The following is a 21,396-nucleotide window of genomic DNA, read 5'->3' on the forward strand; positions in this document are numbered from 1 at the left end:
ACGTTGCAAGAACGGCTGCCGTACGCCGGACCGACCGCGCGACGGCGACCTTCGGCATGCGCCCGACCGGCCGCCCCACCGCTCCCCCGGCCGGGCGGTCCCGCACACGCTCGCCCGCGCGCCACCACCCCCACCGAGCCCGGCCGCGGCACAGCCGGCCGGGCCGAGAGCAGGAGCCGCACCGATGCCCCTGAACCGCAGGCAGCTCATCACCACCGCGGTGGCCACGGCCGTCGCGACCGGCACGGCAAGCCGGTGGGCGACCGCCGCGACGCCCGACCGCCACCGGGCGTCGGCCGCCCGGGGCGGCCACTACTCCCCCAACGCCGCGCCCCTGCGTCCCACCGCGTTCCTGAAGCTGCCGCCGGGCAGGGTGGCGGCGCGCGGCTGGCTGGCCGGGCAGCTGAAGCTCCAACTGGAGGGGCTGTGCGGCCGGTACGAGGAGTTCTCGCACTTCCTGGACTTCACGGCGACCGGCTGGGTGCGCCCGGACCGGGGCGGCTGGGAGGAAGTCCCGTACTGGCTGCGCGGATACGCCGATCTCGCGATCGTCACCGGTGACGCGAGCGCGCTGGCGACCACCCGCCGCTGGATGGACGCGATTCTCGCCACCGGTCAGTCCGACGGCTTCTTCGGCCCGAAGGCGCTGCGGACCTCGCTGAACGGCGGGCCCGACTTCTGGCCGTTCCTGCCCCTGATCCAGGCCCTGCGCTCCTGGCAGGAGTACAGCGGCGACACCCGGATCATCCCGTTCCTGAGCCGCTTCTTCCGCTACATGAACGCCCAGGGCCCGGGCGCCTTCGACACCAGCTGGATCGCGCTGCGCTGGGGCGACGGCCTGGACAGCGTCATGTGGCTCTACAACCGCACCAGCGACGCCTTCCTCCTGGACCTCGTCGACAAGATCCACCGGTACGGGGCCGACTGGGGCGACAACCTGGTCGACCCGCACAACGTGAACATCGCCCAGGGTTTCCGCGAGCCGGCCCAGTTCGCGCTGCGCAGCGGCTCCGCCACCGACACCCGGAACACCTACGGCACGTACGCGAAGGCCATGGACGCCTACGGCCAGTTCCCCGGCGGCGGCTTCGCGGGCGACGAGAACGCCCGGCCGGGCCACGGCGACCCGCGCCAGGGCTTCGAGACCTGCGGGATCGTCGAGTTCATGGCAAGCCACCAGCTGCTCACCCGGATCACCGGAGACCCGCTGTGGGCGGACCGCTGCGAGGAGCTGGCGTTCAACTCGCTCCCGGCCTCGCTCGATCCGTCGGGCAAGGCCGTCCACTACATCACCTGCGCCAACAGCGTGGACCTGGACGACGAGCCCAAGCGGGACCGCCAGTTCCAGAACCCCTTCGCGATGCTGGCGTATCTGCCGGGCGTCGACCAGTACCGCTGCTGCCCGCACAACTACGGCATGGGCTGGCCGTACTTCACCGAGGAGCTGTGGCTCGCCACCCCGGACGGCGGTCTCGCCGCGGCGATGTACGCGCCGAGCGAGGTGACGGCGAAGGTGGCGGACGGCACGGAGGTGACGTTCACCGAGGAGACCGGCTACCCCTTCACGGACACGGTCGAGCTCACCCTCGCCTCGCCGAGGCCGCTGGACTTCCCATTGGTCCTGCGCGTCCCGGCCTGGTGCGCGGACCCGGAGATCCGGGTCAACGGTCAGCGGGTCGCCGCGCCCGCCGGACCGGCCTTCACCCGGATCGAGCGGACCTGGTCCGGCGGCGACAAGGTCACCCTGCGGCTGCCGCAGCGCACCGCCGTACGCACCTGGGCGGACAACCACGGCTCCGTCAGCGTGGACCACGGGCCACTCACGTACTCCCTGCGCATCGGGGAGGAGTACGAGCGGATCGGCGGCAGCGATACGTTCCCCGAGTACGCGGTCCACGCCACGAGCCCGTGGAACTACGGCCTCGTCCTGGACACCGCCCGCCCCACCGCCTCCCTGCGCCACCGCTCCACGGGCCGGGCCCCCGGCGACAACCCGTTCACCCATTCCGGAACCCCGCTCACGATGACCGCCCGGGCCCGTCGCATCCCCGAGTGGACGGCGGACGACGAGCACGTGGTCGCCCCTCTCCAGGCCGGCCCGGCGCGCTCGACGGAGTCGGTCGAGGAGGTCACGCTCGTCCCGATGGGCGCGGCCCGGCTGCGGATCACGTCGTTCCCGACTGCGGCCCCGGACGGCGAACCGTGGCTCGCGGACCGCTGGTACCGGATCGCGAACCGGCACTCCGGGAAGGTGCTCGGCGTGGACGGCATGTCGACCGCGAACAGCGCGCACGTGGTCCAGTTCGGCGACACGGGGACGGCCGACCATCTGTGGCGGCTGGTGGCCAACGGCGACGGCTGGTACCGGATCCGCAACCAGCACTCCGGCAAGGTGCTGGGCGTCGACCTGATGTCGACCGAGAACAGCGCGCACGTCGTGCAGTTCGACGACAACGACACCGCCGACCATCTGTGGCAGCTCGTCCCGGACGGCGACGGCTGGTACCGGATCCGCAACCGGAACTCGGACAAGGTGCTCGGCGTGGACGGGATGTCCACCGCCGACAGCGCCCATGTCGTCCAGTACGACGACAACGGAACGGCCGACCATCTGTGGCGGCTGCTGTGAGAGCCCTCTGACGTACCGCTCGCCCCTTCCCGTACAGCCGTAGAAAGGGATGTTCGACCATGCGACCAGCACCCGCACCCCGCCATCGCTCCTGGTGGCGGAGATTAACGGCCACCACCGGCCTGCTCGCCCTGGTGGCCACCGCCCTCGTGGGGACCGGTATGTCGCTGGCCGCCGCCGCGCCCGCCGCCTGGGAGCCGAAGCCGGCGCCCATGACGACGCCGTGGACGAACGAGGTCCCGGTGGACGAGCCGCTGCCGGAGTATCCGCGCCCGCAGCTGACCCGCCCGGACTGGACGAATCTCAACGGCATCTGGGACTTCGCGGTCACCGGCCGTGACGCCGGGCAGCCCGCGACGTTCCCGGAGCAGATCCGGGTCCCGTTCGTCGCCGAGTCCGCGCTCTCCGGCATCCAGCGCCGGATCACCGAGAACGACAAGCTCTGGTACAAGCGGACCTTCAGCGTCCCCGCGAACTGGGATGGCCGCCGGGTGAAACTGCACTTCGGGGCCTCCGACTGGCAGACCACGGTCTGGGTCAACGGCACCGAGGTCGGAGCGCACAAGGGCGGCTTCGACTCCTTCGCGTACGACATCACGCCGCAGCTCAACGGCGGGACGAACACCGTCGTGGTCTCCGTGTACGACCCGAGCCAGACCGGCGGCCAGGCGGTCGGCAAGCAGCGCATCAACGATGTGAAGCCGCATCCGGGCGGCGGCATCTTCTACACCGCGGCCTCCGGCATCTGGCAGACGGTCTGGCTGGAGCCGGTGGCGTCCGCCCACATCACCCGCCTCGACATGACGCCGAACCTGGACGACAGCACCCTGCGGGTGAAGGTCCAGACGGCGGGCGCGGCGGGCGGAAGCGCGCGTATCACCGTCTCCGACGGCGGTACGGTCGTGGGCACGGCGACCGGCGCGGTGGGCGGGGAGATCTCCGTACCCGTTCCGAATCCGCGGCTGTGGAGCCCCGAGGACCCGTTCCTGTACGACGTGAAGGCGGATCTCCTCGACGGCTCGGCCGTCACCGACACCGTGGGCGGTTACACCGGCATGCGGTCGATCGGGATCGCCAAGGTGGACAACATCCTGCGGCCGGTGCTCAACGGGGAGTTCGTGTTCCAGACGGGCACCCTGGACCAGGGCTACTGGCCGGACGGCATCTACACCGCGCCGAGCGACGAGGCGCTGAAACACGACCTCCAGGCGCACAAGGACCTCGGGTTCAACATGGTCCGCAAGCACATCAAGGTGGAGCCGCAACGGTGGTTCTACTGGGCGGACAAGCTGGGTCTGCTGGTGTGGCAGGACATGCCGTCGATGGACACCGGCAAGGTGCCGGACGGGCCGGCGCGCACCCAGTGGGAGGCGGAGTACCGCAACATCATCGACCAGCACCGCAGTTCGCCCTCGGTGGTGATGTGGGTCAACCAGAACGAGGGCTGGGGGCAGTACGACCAGGCCAGGATCGCCGACGAGGTCAAGGCCCAGGACCCCTCGCGTCTCGTGAACAACATGAGCGGGGTCAACTGCTGCGGCTCGGTCGACGGCGGCAACGGCGACGTGGTGGACAACCACATCTACGTCGGCCCCGGCAACACCGCGCCGAGCGCCACCCGGGCGGCCGTGCTCGGGGAGTTCGGCGGACTGGGCTACAAGGTGCCGGGCCACGAGTGGTATCCGGGCGGCGGTTTCAGCTACGAGGACCAGCCGAGCATCGCCGCGCTCAACAACCGGTTCGTCGGCCTTCTGGACGCCATCCGGATCGGCCAACTGCCCGCCGGGCTCTCCGCGTCCGTCTACACGGAGATCACGGACGTCGAGAACGAGGCGAACGGGCTGCTGACGTACGACCGCCAGGTGGTGAAGGTCGACACTGCCCGGGTGAAGGCCGCCAACGAGGCCCTCATCCACGCGTCCCGGAACCCCGCTCCCCCGGTGGACCTCCCCACCGGGCAGTACAAGTCGCTGCGGGTCACGACGCCGGGACACACCACCAAGCATCTGCGCCACTACGAGGGGCTGGCCGCAACCGCGGTGGTCGACGGCGGGAGTCCGGCCGTGCTGAAGGCGGACGCCACCTGGAAGATCGTCCCGGGGCTCGCCAACAGCAACTGCTACTCCTTCGAGTCCCGGAACTACCCCGGTGAGTTCCTCCGCCACCGGGAGTTCCGGGTGCGCCGCGACGCCGACGACGACTCCGCGCTGTTCAAGGCGGATGCGACGTGGTGCGCGGTCGCGGGTAACGGCGGGGTGCGGTTCACCAGCGCCAATCTGCCGGGCGGCTATCTGCGCCACATCGACTCGGAGGTGTGGCTGGCCACTCCGGGCGGCGGGCAGCCCTTCGACAACCCCGCGCTGTTCACCGAGGACACGACGTGGGCGGTGGACGCCCCGTGGGCGCCGTGATCTGACCACGGGCACGGGCAGGGGCCCGGCTGCGGCGGAGGACGTTCTCTCCGTCGCAGCCGGGCCCCTTTCACGGGAGCCGTACGGCCGGGCTCAGAAGGCCAGAAGGTCAGAAGCGGTTCGGGGCGCGCTCCGGGACCGGGGACCCGGGGAGCACGTCCGGCTTCTGGTTCTGGCGTGCCTGTGCGTTCGACTCGGCGGTCGCCTTGCAGGTCACATCCTTCGCGGGCAGCTTGCCGGACGCCAGGTAGCGGTTGACCGCGCCGTCCGTGCAGGCGTTGCCGCTCGGGTAGACGCCGTGGCCCTCGCCGCCGAGGACCGTGACCATCTTCGAGCCCTTCAGCTGGGCGTGCAGGGCCTGGCCGCTGGGCAGCGGGGTCTGCGAGTCCCACTCGTTCTGGACGACGAGTGAGCCGACCTTGTTCTTGACCACGGTCACCGGCTCGGCGGACTTCCCCCAGAAGGCGCAGGGCTTGATGCTGGACGCGAAGTCCCCGTAGAGCGGGTAGCGGCCCTTGTCCTCGATGGCGTCACGCCGGTAGGTCTCCGGATCGCGGGACCACGCGGCCGAGTTGTCGCCGCACACCACGGCCCAGAAGCTGGCGGTCCCGTTGTCGACGGGGGTCTCGGCGGCGAGCGCGGCCTTTCCGGCCCACTCGGGCGCCCCGGACCCGCCGCCCTCGGTGATCCGGGCCAGCTTCTTCGCGGAGGCCGGCTTGCCCGCCGCGGCCTTCTTCAGCTCCACGACCGACTCGGAGGCGTACTTCGGGGTGAAGGCCAGCCCGCGCATCCCGTCACGGATGTCGTCGCCGGTGGTGGGCTGTCCGTCCACCACGATCGGGTCCTCGTCGGCCTGCGCGACGAGGTTCCAGAAGGTCCGGTCGACCTTCTTCGGGGTGTCGCCGAGGCCGTACGTCTTCGAGCGGGCGGCGGCCCACTCGGTCCACCGGTCGAACGCGGGTTCCGCGCCCTCGGCCCACCACTGGATCATCCCGCGCCAGGCGCGCTGCGGGTCGACCGCGCTGTCCAGCACGAACCGGTCGGCCCTGGCCGGGAAGAGCTGGGCGTAGACGGCCCCCAGATAGGTGCCGTAGGAGTAGCCGAAGTAGGAGATCTTCTTCTCGCCGAGGATCGCCCGCACCAGGTCCATGTCGCGGGCGGTGTTGCGGGTCGTGATGTGCGGAAGGCGGTCCCCCATCTTCTTCCGGCACTTGTCCGCCACCGTGCGCGCCCAGGCGACGTCCTTGGCGTACGTCTCCGCCTTGTACGGCCTCAGCCAGTTCTCCTGCTCCGGTGTGAGGTTGCAGGAGACCGGACTGGAGCGGCCGACGCCGCGCGGGTCGAAGCCGACCAGGTCATAGCTCTTGAGCACGGACTTGGGCAGCTCCTACTTCATCATCATCGGCATCCACAGCCCCTCGCCGCCGGGGCCGCCGGGGTTGGAGAGCAGGATGCCGCGCCGCTTGCCGGGCTCGGCGGTCCTGATCCGGGATATCGCCAGGTCGATCCGCTTGCCTCCGGGCTTGCGGTAGTCCAGCGGAACCTTGACCGTGGCGCACTGGTAGGCGGCCGGGGAGTCGGCCTCGCACCGCTTCCAGTCGGGCTTCTGCTTCGCGTAGCGGTCGAGCGCGCTCTTGGCGGCGGGCGGGGCGACGGCCGAGGGGGTCCCGGCCGAGGGGGCGGCGGCCGGGGCCGCGGTGGCCGGCGAGGCGGCGAGCGCCGGGGCCAGCGCCGCCGTCAGACTCACGGCCACCAGGGGCGCGAGACGTCGTCTGCGCACGATATCGATCCTTCCAGTCGTATGTTCGGACAGGAGGATCTTGTCGGACCTGTGCACGTCTGCGTATCCCTCCCGGGGCCCCACCTCCGTACGTCTCGGGAATGACGGCAACGGGCGTGAATGGTCCGCCGGTTGGAGAACCATTCACGCCCGTGGCGGGTCCGCTGCCCTCCCGGCGCGCCCCGGCACACTCCGGGGTGCGCCGGGAGGGGACCCAGCGTCCTTGCGGATTACGGCTTCTGACGGCCGTTCAGCGCGGACACCTCCTCCGCGGTCAGCGCCTTGTCGTACACCGCGACCTGATCGACGGAGCCGTTCCAGAAGTCGCCCTTGGCGCCGTCGTACTGGGCCCGTCCGACGGAGAGCGGGCCGGTGCTCACATCGGCCGGTCCGGCCTCGGTGGTGGCGGCGGGCTTCCCGTCGACGTACAGCGTGATCGCGTCGCCCTTGCGGACCCCGACCAGGTGGTACCACTTACCGGTCTCCGGGACGATCTCCAGGCGGGCGCGCTTGCCGCCCGGGGTGGAGAAGGCGAACGCGCCCTGTCCGTACTGGAGATAGAAGGGGTTCTCGGTGCGCCGGCCGTCCTGGCTGACGACGGTGGCGTAGTTGCCCGGTACGGCGTCCAGCGAGGCCCACGCGGAGACCGTGTAGTCCTTCGTGGTGTCAACGACCGGACCGGCGCTCTGCGCGTACTGCCCCTCGCCGTCGAACTTCAGCGCCGAGCCCGTGACGCCGGGGGCCCAGGTCGTGCCGCCCTCCAGTGCGAGGTGTGCCTTGTTCGGGCCGCTGTCGCGGGCGGTGGCGCCCTTGTTCTCGTCGAGCGACCAGGAGCCGCCGCCCTTCAGCTCGTCGCGCTCACCGGCGTCGGCACCTGCGGCGATCACCTGGCGGTTGATCTCCCGGACTTTCTTCGGGTCGACCTTGATGTCCCGACGGTCGTACGTCCAGAGCCCGTTGAGCTCGTTCTCCAGGTCGCTGACCTGGGTGTAGACGGAGCCGGACAGCTCGGCGCCGGCGGCGGCGAGATAGTACGTACGGGTGTTGTCGACGTACTTCGCGGTGAGGGCGGCCTTGTCGGCCACCCCGCTGTAGATGTTGGCAGGCGCGCCCGGCCACATGTGACCCGGCGTCCGGAGCGTGAAGCCGCCGTGCTCGCCGTCCATCGCGGCGCGGCGGTCGTCCGGGAAGGCCGGGTCGTTGTTCACGTAGTCGTGGTGGTCGATGATCTCGCCCTTGCCGGAATCACCCTTGGACGCACAGCAGTTGACCCCGCTGTGCGCGTTGACCACGCGGGACGGGTCCAACGCCTTGACGTCCTCGGCGATCTTGCCGGTCTCGGTCCGGTCCCACTCGCCCCAGCCCTCGTTGAAGACGATCCAGCCGCTGATCGAGGGGTAGTTGTGGAACTGCTTCATCAGCTCCTTGCCCTGGGTGAGGAAGGCGTTCTTGCCGGCGTCGTTGTCGATGTCGGCGTTGACGAAGTCCTGCCAGACCAGCAGCCCGAGTCGGTCTGCGTGGTAGTACCAGCGCGGCGACTCCACCTTGATGTGCTTGCGTACGGCGTTGAAGCCGAGGTCCTTCTGGGCCTTCAGGTCGAAGGTGAGGGCCGCGTCGCTGGGCTGGGTGTACAGCCCGTCGGGCCAGAAGCCCTGGTCGAGCATGGCGAGGGAGAAGAAGGGCTTCCCGTTGAGGACGAGCTTCTGGTAGCCGCCGACCTTGTCGATCTTCAGCTGGCGCATCCCGAAGTAGCTCTCGACGCTGTCCTTGGAGCGGCCGTCGGTGAGGGAGACGTCCAGGTCGTACAGGTAGGGGTCGTCGGGCGACCAGAGGTGCTGGTTCTTGACCGGCAGACTGAGCTTGCGGTTGGCCGGGCCGGTGACCGTGCCGACGACCTTGCCCTTGCGGTCGCGGGCGACGGCGGTGATCCGGGCGTCGGCGGAGGCCTTCGCGGAGTTGACGGTGACCGCGAGGCGGCCGGTGTCGATGTCCGGGGTGGTGGTCAGGGAGTCGATGGCGGCGGGGGCTACCGGCTCCATCCACACGGTCTGCCAGATGCCGGAGGACGGGGTGTAGACGATGCCGCCGGGGTTGGTGGACTGCTTGCCCTTGGGCTGGTTCGGGCCCGTCTTGTCGGTGACGGCGACGACGATCTCCTGGGGGCCGCCGCCCTTGAGCGCGTCGGTGATGTCGGCGCTGAACCCGGTGTAACCGCCGGTGTGTTCGGCGACCTTGGTGCCGTTGACCCAGACGGTGGACCGATAGTCGACCGCGTCGAAGTTGAGCTTGAGCCGCTTGTCCTTGCCGGACGCGCCCTTGCCGCTCTTGGCGCCCTTGCCGACCGACCAGTTCTTCGGCACGGTGATGAGCTTGCGGTAGAACATGTGGTCCTCGTCGCGTTCCAGACCGGAGAGCTGGGACTCGACCGGGAACGGCACGATGATCTTCTCGTCGAGCTTCTTGCCGAAGACCGGCTGCTCGCCCTCGGTGGCCCCGGCGAACTCCCAGGGGCCGTTGAGGTTCTTCCACTGGTCGCGGACCTGCTGCGGCCGGGGGTACTCGGGCAGCGGGTGGTTCTTGTCCAGCTTGTCGCCCCAGGTGGTGGTGAGGCGGTGCGTGGAGAGGTTCTTGGCGGTGCGGCCGATCTCCGGAACGGTCTCGGACCCCGACTTCAGGCCGCCCTGACCGTCGTAGACGACCTTGACCCGCTGGTCCTTCAGGACCGGCGCGGCGAGATCGATGATCAGCGCCTTCGGGTTGTCCGAGGCCCGGTTCACCGACTTCACCGGCATCGGCGAGGTGTCGACCTCGATCTTGAGGTGCTCCTTCACCTTCCGGTAGTCCGAGACGCGGTCACGGAAGGTGGCCTGGAGGCGCTTGCCGTTCTTCGCGACGCTCAGGGCGACCGGGTAGACCTCGAAGTCGGCGGGCGGGGTGAACGCGGACTCGGGCACGATCTGCTTCTTGAGGGTGTCGCTCCCCCACCGCAGGAACATGCTGGCGCCGCCGGTGTCCTGGAACATCTCCAGCTTGAAGTCGTGCTTCTCGCCCGCCTTCAGGGCGATCGGAGCACTGTGCTGCTCCTTGTCCCAGTCCGGCTCCCAGTGGTCGATGACAACGTTGCCGTCGAGGTAGAGGCGGAAGCCGTTGTCGCCGATGGCGGAGAAGGTGTAGTCGCCGTTCTCGGGGGCTTCGAGCTGTCCGGTCCAACGGGCCGTCGTGTGCTCGGTCTTGCCCGTCGCCGACTCGAACGTCCCCGTGAGACCGGGGAAGTCGATCTCGGGGTCCAGGGCCGTGGCGCCGAGCTCGGCGAAGTCACGGGCGCCCGGGGCGGACATGCTGAAATACTCGCCCTTCAGCCCGTGGACGTCGGTGACCGGGTCGTCGGCCGTGAAGGTGTTCGCGGTGGCTCCGGCCGGTGCGGCGGGTGCGGCGGCCGCCGTCGGGACCAGGGTGGCACCGACCGGTATGAGCAGCGCCGCAGCGCAGGTCAGGGCCCTGAACAGGGCACGGGGGCGCGGGTGTTGTCGTCTCAAGGCGTCGTCCTCGTCGAAGAGCCGGGGGTGCCTCGAACCTGTGAGGCACTGCACATAGTCGAACATTGAGCCACAACACCAAACACTGCACAACGGTCGTGCACGGAGAATTTTCAACGATAGAAACCGACGGGCTCCCGAGCGGGGAACAGCGCGGGAGCGATGCAGGAGCAGTGCGGGAGCAGTGCGGGAGCAGTGCGGGAGCAGTGCGGGAGCAGTGCGGCATCCTCGGCCGAGGAACGACGCGACGGTCGCCACGAACCGGTCCGCGCCGTCGATCCACGGGCAGCACCCCGCCCCGGACCCGAAATGTGAAAGGCGGACATGACGAACACATCGCACGACATAACCTGGTTGTACAACCAGGTTATGCATTTCGCTCCGCTCAGGGTATGACCGAGCTATGACAGACGAGGAAGAGACGCGGCACAACTCCGGGTTCCTGACCGAGGAACAGGCCGGCAAATTGTTCGCCGACATGAACGAGGTCATCCGCGCCGGCGAGGAGATGCGGCGACTGCGCAGCGAAATGATCACGCTGTTCGCCGGCCTCGGCTGGACCCAGGAAGCCATCGCCCGGCTCACCGGGATGAGTCAGCCCGCCGTGTCCAAGCAGGTGGCCAAGGACCGGCCGGGGACGTCCGTACCGCCGGGCGTCGCCCTCGACCAGCACGACACGCCCTGGCTCGAAGGGCGGCTGTGGGGCCTGGCGGAGGAGATCTCCGAGACCCTTCACGACGACGCCCACTGCACCCGCCTGGCCGACGCCCTCGGCCGGGGCCGCAAGCCCTTCACAGCGCGACACGTCGACGCGCTGCGGCGGCTCGTCGAGCAGGATCTGACGGAGCGGCGGGCGGATCTGCCCGGCAGCCATCGGAGCGCGTACGACGTGATCAGCCGTGGACTCGACGTGCCCGCGCGCACGTCCGTCGCCGGGTCGGCCCAGGTGCGCCGCGCGCTCGCGCACCGCCTCCAGCGGGACCGGCTCGCGGACGGACGCTGAGCCGTTCGCCGGACCCCGTGCATTTTCTTCGGCCGATTTCCATGAAATGCCGTTCCGGGGGTACCCGAACTCCAGCCAGAAAGCTCACGCGACGGGGTGGACGCTATGAACGACCGTATTCTGATGACGTTTTCACCGGACGGCGAGACCCGTACCGATTTCGTCTGCCGGCCGGAGAAGGCCGCCGACGCGCGTGACGCGGTCACCGCTTTCGTCGCACGGCTGCACCCCGCACCCACCTCGCACACGATCCAGAACCTCCTGCTCCTCGTGTCGGAGCTGGTCACCAACGCCGTCCGGCACGCGGGGGCCGTCACCGCGCTGTGGCTCACCGCCGACCGCACGGGCGTCCATGTCCGGGTCACCGACCCCAGCCCGGCGCACCCGCAGGACCGGACGCCCGACCTGACCGGACAGACCGGCGGATTCGGCTGGCCGATGATCCAGCGGCTGGCCCGGGAAGTACGGGTCCGTGAGGCGGCGGGCGGCGGGAAGGTCATCCTGGCCACCGTGGAGCGCTGAGCCACCGGGCCGATCGCCGGCAGCGGGCGCCGATCGTTACGTCTCGGTAGAATTCAGGCATGGGAGAGCGGCCAGCGACGCCGACTGCGCCCGAACTCGTTCTGGAGACCGATCTGGGCTCCACGGTGATGAGTCCGAGCCGGGACTACCATGTCGGGCGCGACCCCGAGAGCGACATCGTCATCGACGACAACCGGGTCTCCTGGCACCACGCGATCCTGCACCCCGAGGCCGGTCACTGGACCATCGAGGACGAGGACAGCACCAACGGCACGTACACCGGCGGCAGGCGCATCCACGCCTCGGACATCGGCGCGGGCAGCGAGATCCGCTTCGGCAATCCGAGCGACGGACCGCGCGCCGTCCTGCTGGGCCGGGAACCTCCAGCGCCCGCCGCCCCCTCCGCGGACCGGCCGTCCGCCGTGTCGATGCCCGCGGCGACCGGCACGTTCCGGCAGCCGACGACGGTGCGGCCCCTGCCCGCGAAGACCGTGCGCATCGGCCGCGACGCCTCCAACGATCTCGTCATCGACGATCTGGTGGTCTCGCGCCACCACGCCGAGCTACGGGCCCTGGCCGACGGCGCCTACGAGATCGTCGACCTCGGCAGCCACAACGGAACCTTCCTCAACGGTCAGCCGGTCGCCCGAGGGCCTGTCGGCCCCGGTGACATCGTCGGCATCGGGCACTCCGCGTTCTGCCTGGTCGGCGACGCACTCCAGGAGTTCGTGGACACCGGTGAGGTGTCGCTGGACGTCCAGGATCTGGAGGTGACGGTCGGCCGGGCCGGCAAGGACGGCAAGACCCTGCTGGACCGGGTCTCCTTCCCCGTCGGCGAGAAGTGCCTGCTCGGAGTGGTGGGGCCCAGCGGGGCGGGGAAGTCCACGCTGCTCAACGCGCTCACCGGCCAGCGCCCGGCCGACAGCGGCACGGTCCTCTACGACGGCCGTGACCTCTACCGCGACTTCGCCGAGCTGCGCCAGCGCATCGGCCTCGTCCCGCAGGACGACATCCTGCACTCCCAGCTGACCGTGCGTAAGGCCCTCGGTTACGCCGCCGAGCTCCGCTTCCCGCAGGACACCGCGAAGGCCGAGCGGCGGGCGCGGGTCGCCGAGGTGATCCAGGAACTCGGCCTCGAACAGCGCGCCGACCAGCCGATCCACTCGCTCTCCGGCGGCCAGCGCAAGCGCGTGAGCGTGGCCCTGGAGCTGCTGACGAAGCCCTCGCTGCTCTTCCTCGACGAACCGACGTCGGGGCTCGACCCCGGTATGGACCGCTCGGTGATGCACATGCTGCGCGGGCTGGCCGACGACGGACGCACCGTCATCGTCGTCACGCACAGCGTGCTGAGCCTGGAGGTCTGCGACCGGCTGCTCGTCCTCGCACCCGGCGGCCGCATCGCCTACTACGGCCCGCCGGAGGACGCCCTCGCCTTCTTCGGCTTCGCGGAGTGGCCGGAGGCGTTCGAGGCCTTCGAGAACGACCGCGACCGCGACTGGGCGACCACCTACGCGGACTCGCCCTTCCACCGGCAGTACATCGTCAACGCGACGGCACAGCCCCACCTTCCGCCGGCCGCGCCCGGAGCGCTGGTCGCGCCGCCGCCGAAGACCCGTAACTGGGGTGCGCAACTGCATACGCTCGTACGCCGGTACGCCTCCGCGCTGAGCGCGGACCGGACGTTCCTGATCATCATGATCGCGCTGCCCTTCGTCATGGGCGCCATGGCCCGCGCCCTGGCGGGCAGCCGGCTCACCCAGGAGACGGCGATGAACGCGCTGCTGATCCTGTGCGTGGGCGGAGTGCTGACCGGAGCGGCCAACGCCGTACGCGAATTGGTCAAGGAACGGGTGATCTACCAGCGGGAACGGGCCGTCGGGCTGTCCAGATCCGCGTATCTGATGTCGAAGATCGTGGTGCTCGGGACCATCACCGTCCTCCAGGCCGTGGTGCTGACCCTGGTCGGACTGGTGGGCGTCGATCTCAACGCGCCGGGCGGCGAAGGGGTGTTCCTGCCACCGCTCGTGGAGATCACCCTGGCCGTGGCCCTGTTGTCCTTCACCGCGATGATGCTCGGCCTCCTGGTCTCCGCGCTGGTGCGCAAGGAGGAGGTGACGATGCCGCTGCTCGTCCTCCTCGCCATCGTCCAGGTCGTCTTCTGCGGTGCGCTGCTCAAGCTGAACGGGGTGCCCGGGGTGGAGCAGCTGTCCTGGCTGGTGCCGTCGCGGTGGGCGCTCGGGGCGATGGCCGGCACGATCGATCTGGCGCGGATCGTGCCGGGCGACCTGACCTCCGATCCGCTCTTCGGGCACTCGGCGGGGGTCTGGCTGCTCAACATGGGCATGATGGCCGTCCTCTCGGTCGTCTTCGGATACGTGGTCATGAAACTGCTGAGGCGGCACGAGCCCGCGGTCATGCGGAAGTGAGGCGGTTCCATGGCGACCCCGACCCCGGAATTCCGCCCCACACACGTCGTCCCGCCGGACGGCCTCCCGGCCTGGGAGTCCCCCGACGTCGCCCGGCCCACCGACCCGCTGGACCCGCTGCTCCCGGTCCAGGTGCAGGACCGGCGCGGGGACTGGGCGTACGTCGCCTGCTCCAACGGCTGGTCGGCCTGGGTCGACGGGCGGCTCCTCGTCTCCGTACCGCAGACGCCGCCGGCCGCCGGGGCGCCGCTCGCCCGCACCGCGGATCCACGACCGCTGCTGGCCAGGGCGGAGGAGTCGCTGAGCCGGTACCGCCGCGCGGCCCAGGATCTGGCCGAGGGCCGCAGCGACGGGGAGGGCTTCCGGCAGCGGACGCGCGGGCTGCGGGTGGGCATGGTGGTGGACGGGGAGTCGGTGTGGCTGTACGACGCCGAGCACGAGCGGTGGGTCTACTGCGACGGGACCCGGCTGAGTACGTACGCGGCGCAGGCAGGGCCGGGAGCGGCGAGCCAGGAACCGGCGGGCCGGGGAGCGGGAGCGGCCGGAGCGGCTTCCGGGGAGGCGGAGGCCCCGAGGGCTCCGGCTCCGGAGCCCACGCGGGTCGTGACCGGCGAGGATCCGGATCCGGAGGCGACCCGTATGGCACCGCCGGACGGCCCCGAACTCACCCGCGTGGTGGCCCCGGACGAGCCCGAGCCGACCCGCGTCGCACCACCCGCCGCACCCGAACCGACCCGCGTCGTCACCCCGGACGAAGCCGAACCCACCCGCGTCGCACCCCCGGACGGGCCCGAGCCGACCCGCGTGGTGGCCCCGGACGGGCCCGAACCCACGCGCGTGGTGGCCCCGGACGGGCCCGAGCCCACCCGCGTCGCGCCACCCGACGCACCCGAACCCACCCGGGCGATCACCGTCGCCGGTCCCGACGAACCGCCCGGCGGCGGGGCGTCGGGGGATGCGGGGCGGTGACGGCCGATGGTGCCGCCGCCTCCTCCGTCGCACGATGCCGGGCTGCCCACCGGGCGCGAGGACGATCTCGTCGGCAAGCGGATCGCGAGCTATCTGGTGGAGGCCGAGATCGGGCGCGGCGGCATGGCGGTCGTCTACCGCGCCAAGGATCTGCGGCTGGACCGGATCGTCGCGCTGAAGCTGCTCGCGCCCGAACTGGCCCGCAACGACACCTTCCGGCAGCGGTTCACGCACGAGTCACGGGTGGCTGCCGCGATCGACCACCCTCACATCGTGCCGGTGTTCGAGGCGGGCGAGACCGAGGGCCTGCTCTACATCGCGATGCGCTTCGTCGCGGGCGCCGATCTGCGCGTCCTGATCGACCGGCGCGGGCCGCTGGACCTCACCGCCGCCGTCCGGATCGCCGCACAGGTCGCCTCCGCGCTCGACGCGGCCCATGACCACGACCTCGTGCACCGGGACGTGAAGCCCGGCAACATCCTGGTGGCGGCGGGCACCGACAGCGACCATCCGGAGCACGTGTATCTGACGGACTTCGGGCTGACGAAGAAGTCGCTGTCGCTGACCGGGTTCACCACGGTCGGCCAGTTCGTCGGCACCCTCGACTACGTGGCGCCGGAACAGATCTCCGGGCGGCCCGTGGACGGGCGGTGCGATGTGTACAGCCTCGCCTGCGTCGTCCAGGAGACCCTGACCGGTGCGCCGCCCTTCCAGCGCGACGACGACATGGCGCTCCTGTGGGCCCACCAGTACGACCCGCCCACCCCGCCGAACTCCCTGCGGCCCGTGCTCCCGCCCGCGGTCGACGGCGTACTGGCGAAGGCGCTCGCCAAGTCCCCGGAGGACCGCTACGAGACCTGCCTCAGGTTCGTCGCCGCGCTGCGGGCCGCCGCGGCGGGCATCGGGCCCGGCGAGCACGCGCCGACCCGGGTGGACGCACCGGCCGGTTCCTGGTCGGCGGCCCCCGAGGCTCCGCCCGCGCCGCCGCGCTGGGCCGCACCGGTGTTCCCGGAAGCCGGCCGACCGGTCCGGTGAGGTGGGTTCAGGCCTCGGGCCCCGCGTCCGGGACCTCGCCGCGCCGGTGCACCCGGGAGGCCGCGAGGCCGCCGAGGAAGCCGGTGACCAGGCCCCACAGCACCGCGAACCCGAGCGCCGTCCACAGCTTCGGGCGCAGCGACACCTCACCGCCGAGTCCGCCGCCGAGGTCCCCGAGGCCCAGGAGGGACAGTCCGTAGTGGGCGGAGATCCGGGCGGTGAGGCAGATGAACAGCACGGTCAGGGTCAGCGCGACGGCCATGTGCACCGCGTGCTGCCACAGCCGCGTCCGGGCGGGCGAACGGGCCGCCATGAGGAACGCGGCGGCGAGCACCAGCACGGCGACGACGACCACGAGCCAGCGAACGCGCCCGTCCTGTTCGGCGAGGGTGCTCAGGTTCAGGGTGGAGAGGTCGGGGGTGCGCAGGACGGAGTCGAGCACCTGGGGCATGGGCAGCCCGAAGGGGCCCTCGACCTTGCCCTCCCAGGACGCGCCGAGGCCGAGGGTGAGCGCGAGCCAGACCAGGTTGGGCAGCCCGAGGAGGATCACCGCGACGGTCTCGGCAGGGTGTCCGCGCGTGATCATCACGACGAGACCGGCGACGACACCGAGCGCGACGCACGCCAGGAGCAGCGCCACCATCGCGAACGCCGCCGGGCGCACCGCTTCCTGGAAGCGCAGCAGCCGGGCCGGGAGCGGGGCCCGGCGCGAGACGAGCAGGGCCAGTACGAGGACACCGGCCAGCCACAGCAGCCCGAAGACCAGGGTGAGGGGGATCTCCGCCCGGAATCCGACCTTCGGGTCGCTGCCGAGGAGGTCCCCGGTCCCGCTGCCGGTGAGGTCATCGGCCGAGAGGGTGAAGGTGTGCCGGGCGATCAGTGAGAGCACGATCAGCGCGACGATCCACAGGGCGGCGACGCGGCCCGCCCAGCCGGCCAGTTCGCGGCCTCCGGCGACGGCCCGGTGGCGGAGCGGGCGCAGGAAGCCGCGGGCGACCAGGAGTGCGCCCACCAGGGTCACCGAGAGCGGCAGGACCGAGAGGTCGGCCTGCGTCCCGACGAGGGAACCGGCGTCCCCGGAGAGCCCGACGGAGCCGCCCGCCGCCATCACCACCACCGCGGCGACGACGGCCGGGAAGGCGCCGCCGGGCAGCCCGGCCGCACCGGCGGCCCACAGGCCGAGGGCCGCGGTCACCACCATGGCCAGCACGCCGGTGAGGACCGCGAGGAGGGCGTGGCGCCAGCCGTGCGGGGCGGGTGCGCTGTTCTCGTCGTTGCTCGCGCGGACGTTCACGCTTGCCACGCTAAGCAGGGACCGTACGCTCCGCTCTCCGGGGAACCGGTCCCTCCCTCCGCTTGCGGGGACCGCCGGTGCGGAACAGACAATGGTGCGAAATGCTCCGGATTGTCGGCTTATGGCCCTGGTACGGATACGGGACCGGGCAAGGACGTCCGGAGCGGGTACCGAGATCGGGGAGTAGAGCCCGTGAGTGACCGACCGCCGCCATCCGGCCGCCCCACAGGTCCGCCGTCCGGCCCGCTCTCGGGCCCCTCGCAGGACGGCCCCACACCGCCGCCTCCGACCGTGACCGGGCCGCCGCCCGGCCCGCCCAGCGGCGGCGACCACGGCGGCCCGCACGGTTCGGGCGGCGGGGGCGACGGCGGCGATTCGGGTGGCTCGGGTCCTTCCGGCGGCGGTGGTCCCGGCGGCCCGGGAGGCGGCTCGGGCGCCGCCCCTGGGTCCGGGCCGGGCCGCCCCTGGTGGCGTTCGGTGCCCCGGATCGCGGCGATCGCGACGGCTCTGGTCGCGGCGGTGGTGCTGGTCGTCGTCCTGACCCGGCCCGACGGCGGGTCCAAGGCGGGCGGTGAGGTGTTCCTCCAGGCGGCGGGCGAGTCCGGACCGGATCCGTTCACGGAGTCCACGGCCAAGGAGAGCGACCCCGAGCCCGGCACGGCCAGCCCCTCCGTCGCGCCGAGCGCGTCCAGGACGGGCGCGCAGGTGACGCGTGGCGTGGACGGCGCCGCCCCGGGTCTGTACGGGGGCACCCGCAAGGTCGCCAGTTGCGATGTGGAGCAGCAGATCAAGGTGTTGGGGGCGGCCCCGGACAAGACCCGGGCCTTCGCCTCGGTCCAGGACATCGAGCCGTCCGCCGTCCCCGGCTATCTGCGGGGGCTCACCCCCGTGACGCTGCGCATGGACACCCGCGTCACCAACCACGGCTACCAGGACGGCGAGGCGAACGCCTACCAGGCGGTGCTCCAGGCGGGTACGGCGGTCCTGGTCGACGACCGGGGCGTGCCCAGGGTCCGGTGTGCCTGCGGGAACCCGCTGCTGCCGCCCGTGGCCCAGGACGATCCGCGGCAGGTGGGCAAGGCGTGGCCGGGCTACCGGGCCTCCGACGTGGTCGTGGTGGAGCCGTCGGAGAAGCCGGTGAAAGAGTTCGTGATGGTCGATCCGGAGAACGGCGACTGGTTCAAGCGGCCGGCCGGTGACACGGGCGACGGCGACAAGAAGACGGACCCGCCGAAGGACGCCTCCGAGTCCCCCTGCCCGCCCGGATCGGACCCCTGCCCCTCGTCGTCCGGGGCCACTCCGTCGGAGTCCTCGCCGGACGACCCGGCGTCGCGGCCCGGTGACGATCCGGCGACCTCCGAGCCCCCGCCGGACGGCCCGGCGACCTCGGAGCCGCCGCCCGACGACCCAGCGACCGAGCCCGCGCCGGAGGACCCGCCGGGGTCGCCCGACTCGCAGTCGGCCCCGCAGCCGCCCGCCCCGGACTCGCCGGAGCCGCAGGATCCGGGACCGGGAACGTCGCCGCAGGGCGCGCCCGCGATCGGTTAGGAAATCGCGCGGAGCCGCAGACTCGGAAGGGTCGCGGGGCAGCGGGCCCCGGGACGGAAGGCCTCGGGAGAGTCCTGCCGGTCGTCGCCTCAGCTCACGGCGTCGGGGCGGCTCTCCACCGGGGTCTTCGTCCGCGTACCCGTACGCACCCCGGCGGCCGACGCGGCCGAGTGGAGGGAGCGCAGGGCGACCAGCAGAAAGCCGATGTCGTCGAGGTAGACGGGGTCGGGCAGCAGGTCGACCGGTGACACGGTGTAGATGACGGCCGCCCAGACGAGCGCCTTGCTCCGCAGCGGGATCCCGGCGTCGACCAGCAGCTTCCTGGCCTTGAAGACGCGCACCAGCAGCACGACGGCCAGGGCCAGCATGAGCAGCGCGGCCACGGCGCCGAGAACGAGCCAAACGGTGGTGTCCATGGCTCATCGTGTACCCACTCGTCCCCGGATGACGAACCCGTCGCGGCGCTGCCGGTGCTCCGGACCCGAGAATTCCGGCGGCGCGGGTCAGGCCGTGCCGCGCCCGCGGGACTCCGCCCGCCTGCGGCTGCGACGCTTCAGGGCGCGCCGCTCGTTCTCGGACAGGCCGCCCCAGATGCCGGAGTCCTGGCCGTTCTCCAGGGCCCACTCCAGGCAGGCGGCCTGTACGGGGCAGGTCCGGCAGACGGCCTTGGCCTCCGCGGTCTGGACGACGGCGGGTCCGGTGCTTCCGATGGGGAAGAACAGGTCGGGGTCCTCCTCCCGGCAGGCGGCGTGCAGGCGCCAGTTCTCCATGCTGCTCAACTCTGCTCACTCCCGATGTCGATACGTCGTCAGTCACTTGCCGTAGGTGTCTTCCGTGCGGGTGACCGACGAACGGCGCCTCAAACACGTAGCGGCGGGTGGGTCGTACGGGAAGGTGCTGGGCGTGTTGTCCATCCGGCCGGCACCAGTTCCGGGCGGCGGCTACCGCGGGCACGGCGGAAGCGGCTTCGGATACGTCGTCCGGGCGGCGACGACCACGGACGGCCGGCGCGCGGTCACCGTCTCCGCCTACAGCCGCGCCGGGGATCCGCGGAGCGCGGCCCGCCAGGAGGACGCGCTGCGCACCCTCGTCGACCGCGCTCCGTGCCGTGCCCCCTGACCGGAGCGGCCGCTACGGGCGCGGCCGGATCCGGGGCCGGTGCAGGGCGAGGAGCGCCTGATCGTCCTGGATCCGGCCGCCGGTGTGGTGCCCGACGTCCTCGATCAGCAGGTGGAGGATCTGCGCCGGGGTCGCCGGGTCGCCGATCAGCGCCCGGTGGTGGACCAGGAAGGGCAGCCGGACGGACGCGTCGTAGAAGGTGCCGGACTCGTCGCGGGCCTCGGTGACCCCGTCCGTGTAGCAGACGAGGGTGGCGCCGGGCGGGAAGGGGAACGTGTCGACCGGGGACGACCAGGTCCCCAGGGCGCTCATGCCGAGCGGGGGCGCCTCCTCGGACGGTTCGAGCACGGTGGCCCGGCCCTCGGCGTCCAGCAGCACCGGCGGCGGATGCCCCCGGTTGACGACCCGTACGGCGTCGAGGCCTTCGGCGAACTCGGCGATCAGCGCGGTGGTGAACCCCTCGTCCTCCTCCTGGCCGCCGCGTCGGCCGCCCTCGCGCAGCAGGGCCCGCTCCAGCGAGGACACCAGGCCCGGCAGGTCCTCCGCCTCGTCGGCGGCGTACCGGAACGCTCCCAGGTCGGCGCAGACCGCGCTCACCGCGCCGAGACCCTTGCCGCGGACGTCCCCGACCATCACGCGTACACCGTGCGGAGTGTCCTGGACGACGTAGAGGTCGCCGCCGATGGTGGCCTCGTCCTCGGCGGGCACGTAGCGGGCGGCGATCCTGAGCTCGCCGAGGCGCGACGGAGGTCTGGGCAGGACGGCGCTCTGGGCCACCGCGGCGATATGGCGGGCGCGCCGGGTCCGCGCGTGCTGGCCCTCCAGCGCGCGGTTGATGAGGACGGCCAGCACGGTTACGGCCAGAAGGGTGAGCTGGTTGGCGACGCCGCGCTTCCACCCGAAGGTGCCGTCGACCCAGGCGAGGACCGCGTGGACGGCCATGGCGAGAACGCCGATCGCGATAATGCCGCGCAGCCGCAGCAGCGGTGCGGCGGCGACGGGCGCGGCCATCAGCAGCGGCGCGGAGGTGACGTCGGGCGGAGTCACCAGGTCCAGCACGACAGCCAGCACGACGACCCCGACCGGGATCCACTGGGCCCTGCGCAGCTGCACCACTCCCCCAC

The 21,396-nt window shown here is 71.5% G+C and carries 14 protein-coding genes and 1 pseudogene; 9 read left to right on the forward strand and 6 right to left on the reverse strand.

What is annotated here, in order from left to right:
- Positions 1–184 precede the first annotated feature (184 nt).
- The gene (locus tag G3I54_RS31095; RefSeq protein ID WP_164619461.1) at positions 185–2,629 is read left to right on the forward strand and encodes an RICIN domain-containing protein; all 2,445 of its coding nucleotides are present in this window, start codon (positions 185–187) and stop codon (positions 2,627–2,629) included.
- Positions 2,630–2,688: 59 nt separating this feature from the next.
- Positions 2,689–5,040 carry an AbfB domain-containing protein gene (locus tag G3I54_RS31100; protein WP_164619463.1) on the forward strand — a complete coding sequence of 784 codons (2,352 nt, stop codon included), beginning with the start codon at positions 2,689–2,691 and terminating at the stop codon, positions 5,038–5,040.
- Positions 5,041–5,149: 109 nt separating this feature from the next.
- On the opposite strand, the pseudogene G3I54_RS31105 reads toward G3I54_RS31100, so the two are convergent.
- Positions 5,150–6,796 (reverse strand): annotated as a pseudogene (locus tag G3I54_RS31105) (alpha/beta hydrolase).
- A gap of 254 nt (positions 6,797–7,050) precedes the next feature.
- Entirely contained in the window at positions 7,051–10,422 is a 3,372-nt protein-coding gene (locus tag G3I54_RS31110) for a LamG-like jellyroll fold domain-containing protein (RefSeq protein WP_203687408.1), read from the reverse strand.
- 337 nt (positions 10,423–10,759) lie between these two features.
- On the opposite strand from G3I54_RS31110, the gene G3I54_RS31115 reads away from it, so the two are divergent.
- The 5 genes from G3I54_RS31115 to G3I54_RS31135 all read left to right on the forward strand — a co-directional run bounded on the left by G3I54_RS31115 (position 10,760) and on the right by G3I54_RS31135 (position 16,311).
- On the forward strand, positions 10,760–11,359 hold the full coding sequence (locus G3I54_RS31115) for a sigma-70 family RNA polymerase sigma factor (protein WP_164619468.1): 600 nt from the start codon (positions 10,760–10,762) through the stop codon (positions 11,357–11,359).
- Positions 11,360–11,464: 105 nt separating this feature from the next.
- Positions 11,465–11,881, forward strand: coding sequence for an ATP-binding protein (locus tag G3I54_RS31120; RefSeq protein ID WP_164619469.1), 417 nt, complete (start codon positions 11,465–11,467; stop codon positions 11,879–11,881).
- Positions 11,882–11,940: 59 nt separating this feature from the next.
- Positions 11,941–14,307 carry an FHA domain-containing protein gene (locus tag G3I54_RS31125; RefSeq protein WP_164619476.1) on the forward strand — a complete coding sequence of 789 codons (2,367 nt, stop codon included), beginning with the start codon at positions 11,941–11,943 and terminating at the stop codon, positions 14,305–14,307.
- Positions 14,308–14,316: 9 nt separating this feature from the next.
- A complete protein-coding gene (locus G3I54_RS31130; protein ID WP_164619478.1) occupies positions 14,317–15,276 on the forward strand; it encodes a hypothetical protein in 960 nt (319 codons plus the stop codon).
- 6 nt (positions 15,277–15,282) lie between these two features.
- Complete coding sequence (locus G3I54_RS31135) at positions 15,283–16,311, forward strand: serine/threonine-protein kinase (RefSeq protein WP_164619480.1); 1,029 nt, start codon at positions 15,283–15,285, stop codon at positions 16,309–16,311.
- A 7-nt stretch (positions 16,312–16,318) separates the two neighbouring features.
- Here G3I54_RS31135 and G3I54_RS31140 read toward each other — a convergent pair whose 3' ends face one another.
- The gene (locus G3I54_RS31140; RefSeq protein ID WP_164619482.1) at positions 16,319–17,605 is read right to left on the reverse strand and encodes a streptophobe family protein; all 1,287 of its coding nucleotides are present in this window, start codon (positions 17,603–17,605) and stop codon (positions 16,319–16,321) included.
- Between the two features lie 192 nt (positions 17,606–17,797).
- Here G3I54_RS31140 and G3I54_RS31145 point away from each other — a divergent pair, with 192 nt between their 5' ends.
- A complete protein-coding gene (locus G3I54_RS31145) occupies positions 17,798–19,153 on the forward strand; it encodes a DUF6777 domain-containing protein (protein WP_343240475.1) in 1,356 nt (451 codons plus the stop codon).
- An 89-nt stretch (positions 19,154–19,242) separates the two neighbouring features.
- Here the strand turns inward: G3I54_RS31145 and G3I54_RS31150 are convergent, their stop codons facing one another.
- Positions 19,243–19,569: a YkvA family protein gene (locus G3I54_RS31150; protein WP_164619484.1), complete on the reverse strand. Its 327-nt coding sequence runs from the start codon at positions 19,567–19,569 to the stop codon at positions 19,243–19,245.
- Between the two features lie 87 nt (positions 19,570–19,656).
- The gene (locus G3I54_RS31155; protein ID WP_164619486.1) at positions 19,657–19,923 is read right to left on the reverse strand and encodes a WhiB family transcriptional regulator; all 267 of its coding nucleotides are present in this window, start codon (positions 19,921–19,923) and stop codon (positions 19,657–19,659) included.
- Between the two features lie 133 nt (positions 19,924–20,056).
- On the opposite strand from G3I54_RS31155, the gene G3I54_RS31160 reads away from it, so the two are divergent.
- Positions 20,057–20,272, forward strand: a complete 216-nt coding sequence (locus tag G3I54_RS31160) for a hypothetical protein (protein WP_239144663.1) — start codon at positions 20,057–20,059, stop codon at positions 20,270–20,272.
- Positions 20,273–20,284: 12 nt separating this feature from the next.
- Here the strand turns inward: G3I54_RS31160 and G3I54_RS31165 are convergent, their stop codons facing one another.
- Complete coding sequence (locus G3I54_RS31165) at positions 20,285–21,388, reverse strand: PP2C family protein-serine/threonine phosphatase (RefSeq protein WP_164619488.1); 1,104 nt, start codon at positions 21,386–21,388, stop codon at positions 20,285–20,287.
- Positions 21,389–21,396: the final 8 nt, after the last annotated feature.

Source organism: Streptomyces sp. SID14515, assembly GCF_010548505.1.
Lineage (GTDB): Bacteria > Actinomycetota > Actinomycetes > Streptomycetales > Streptomycetaceae > Streptomyces > Streptomyces caviscabies.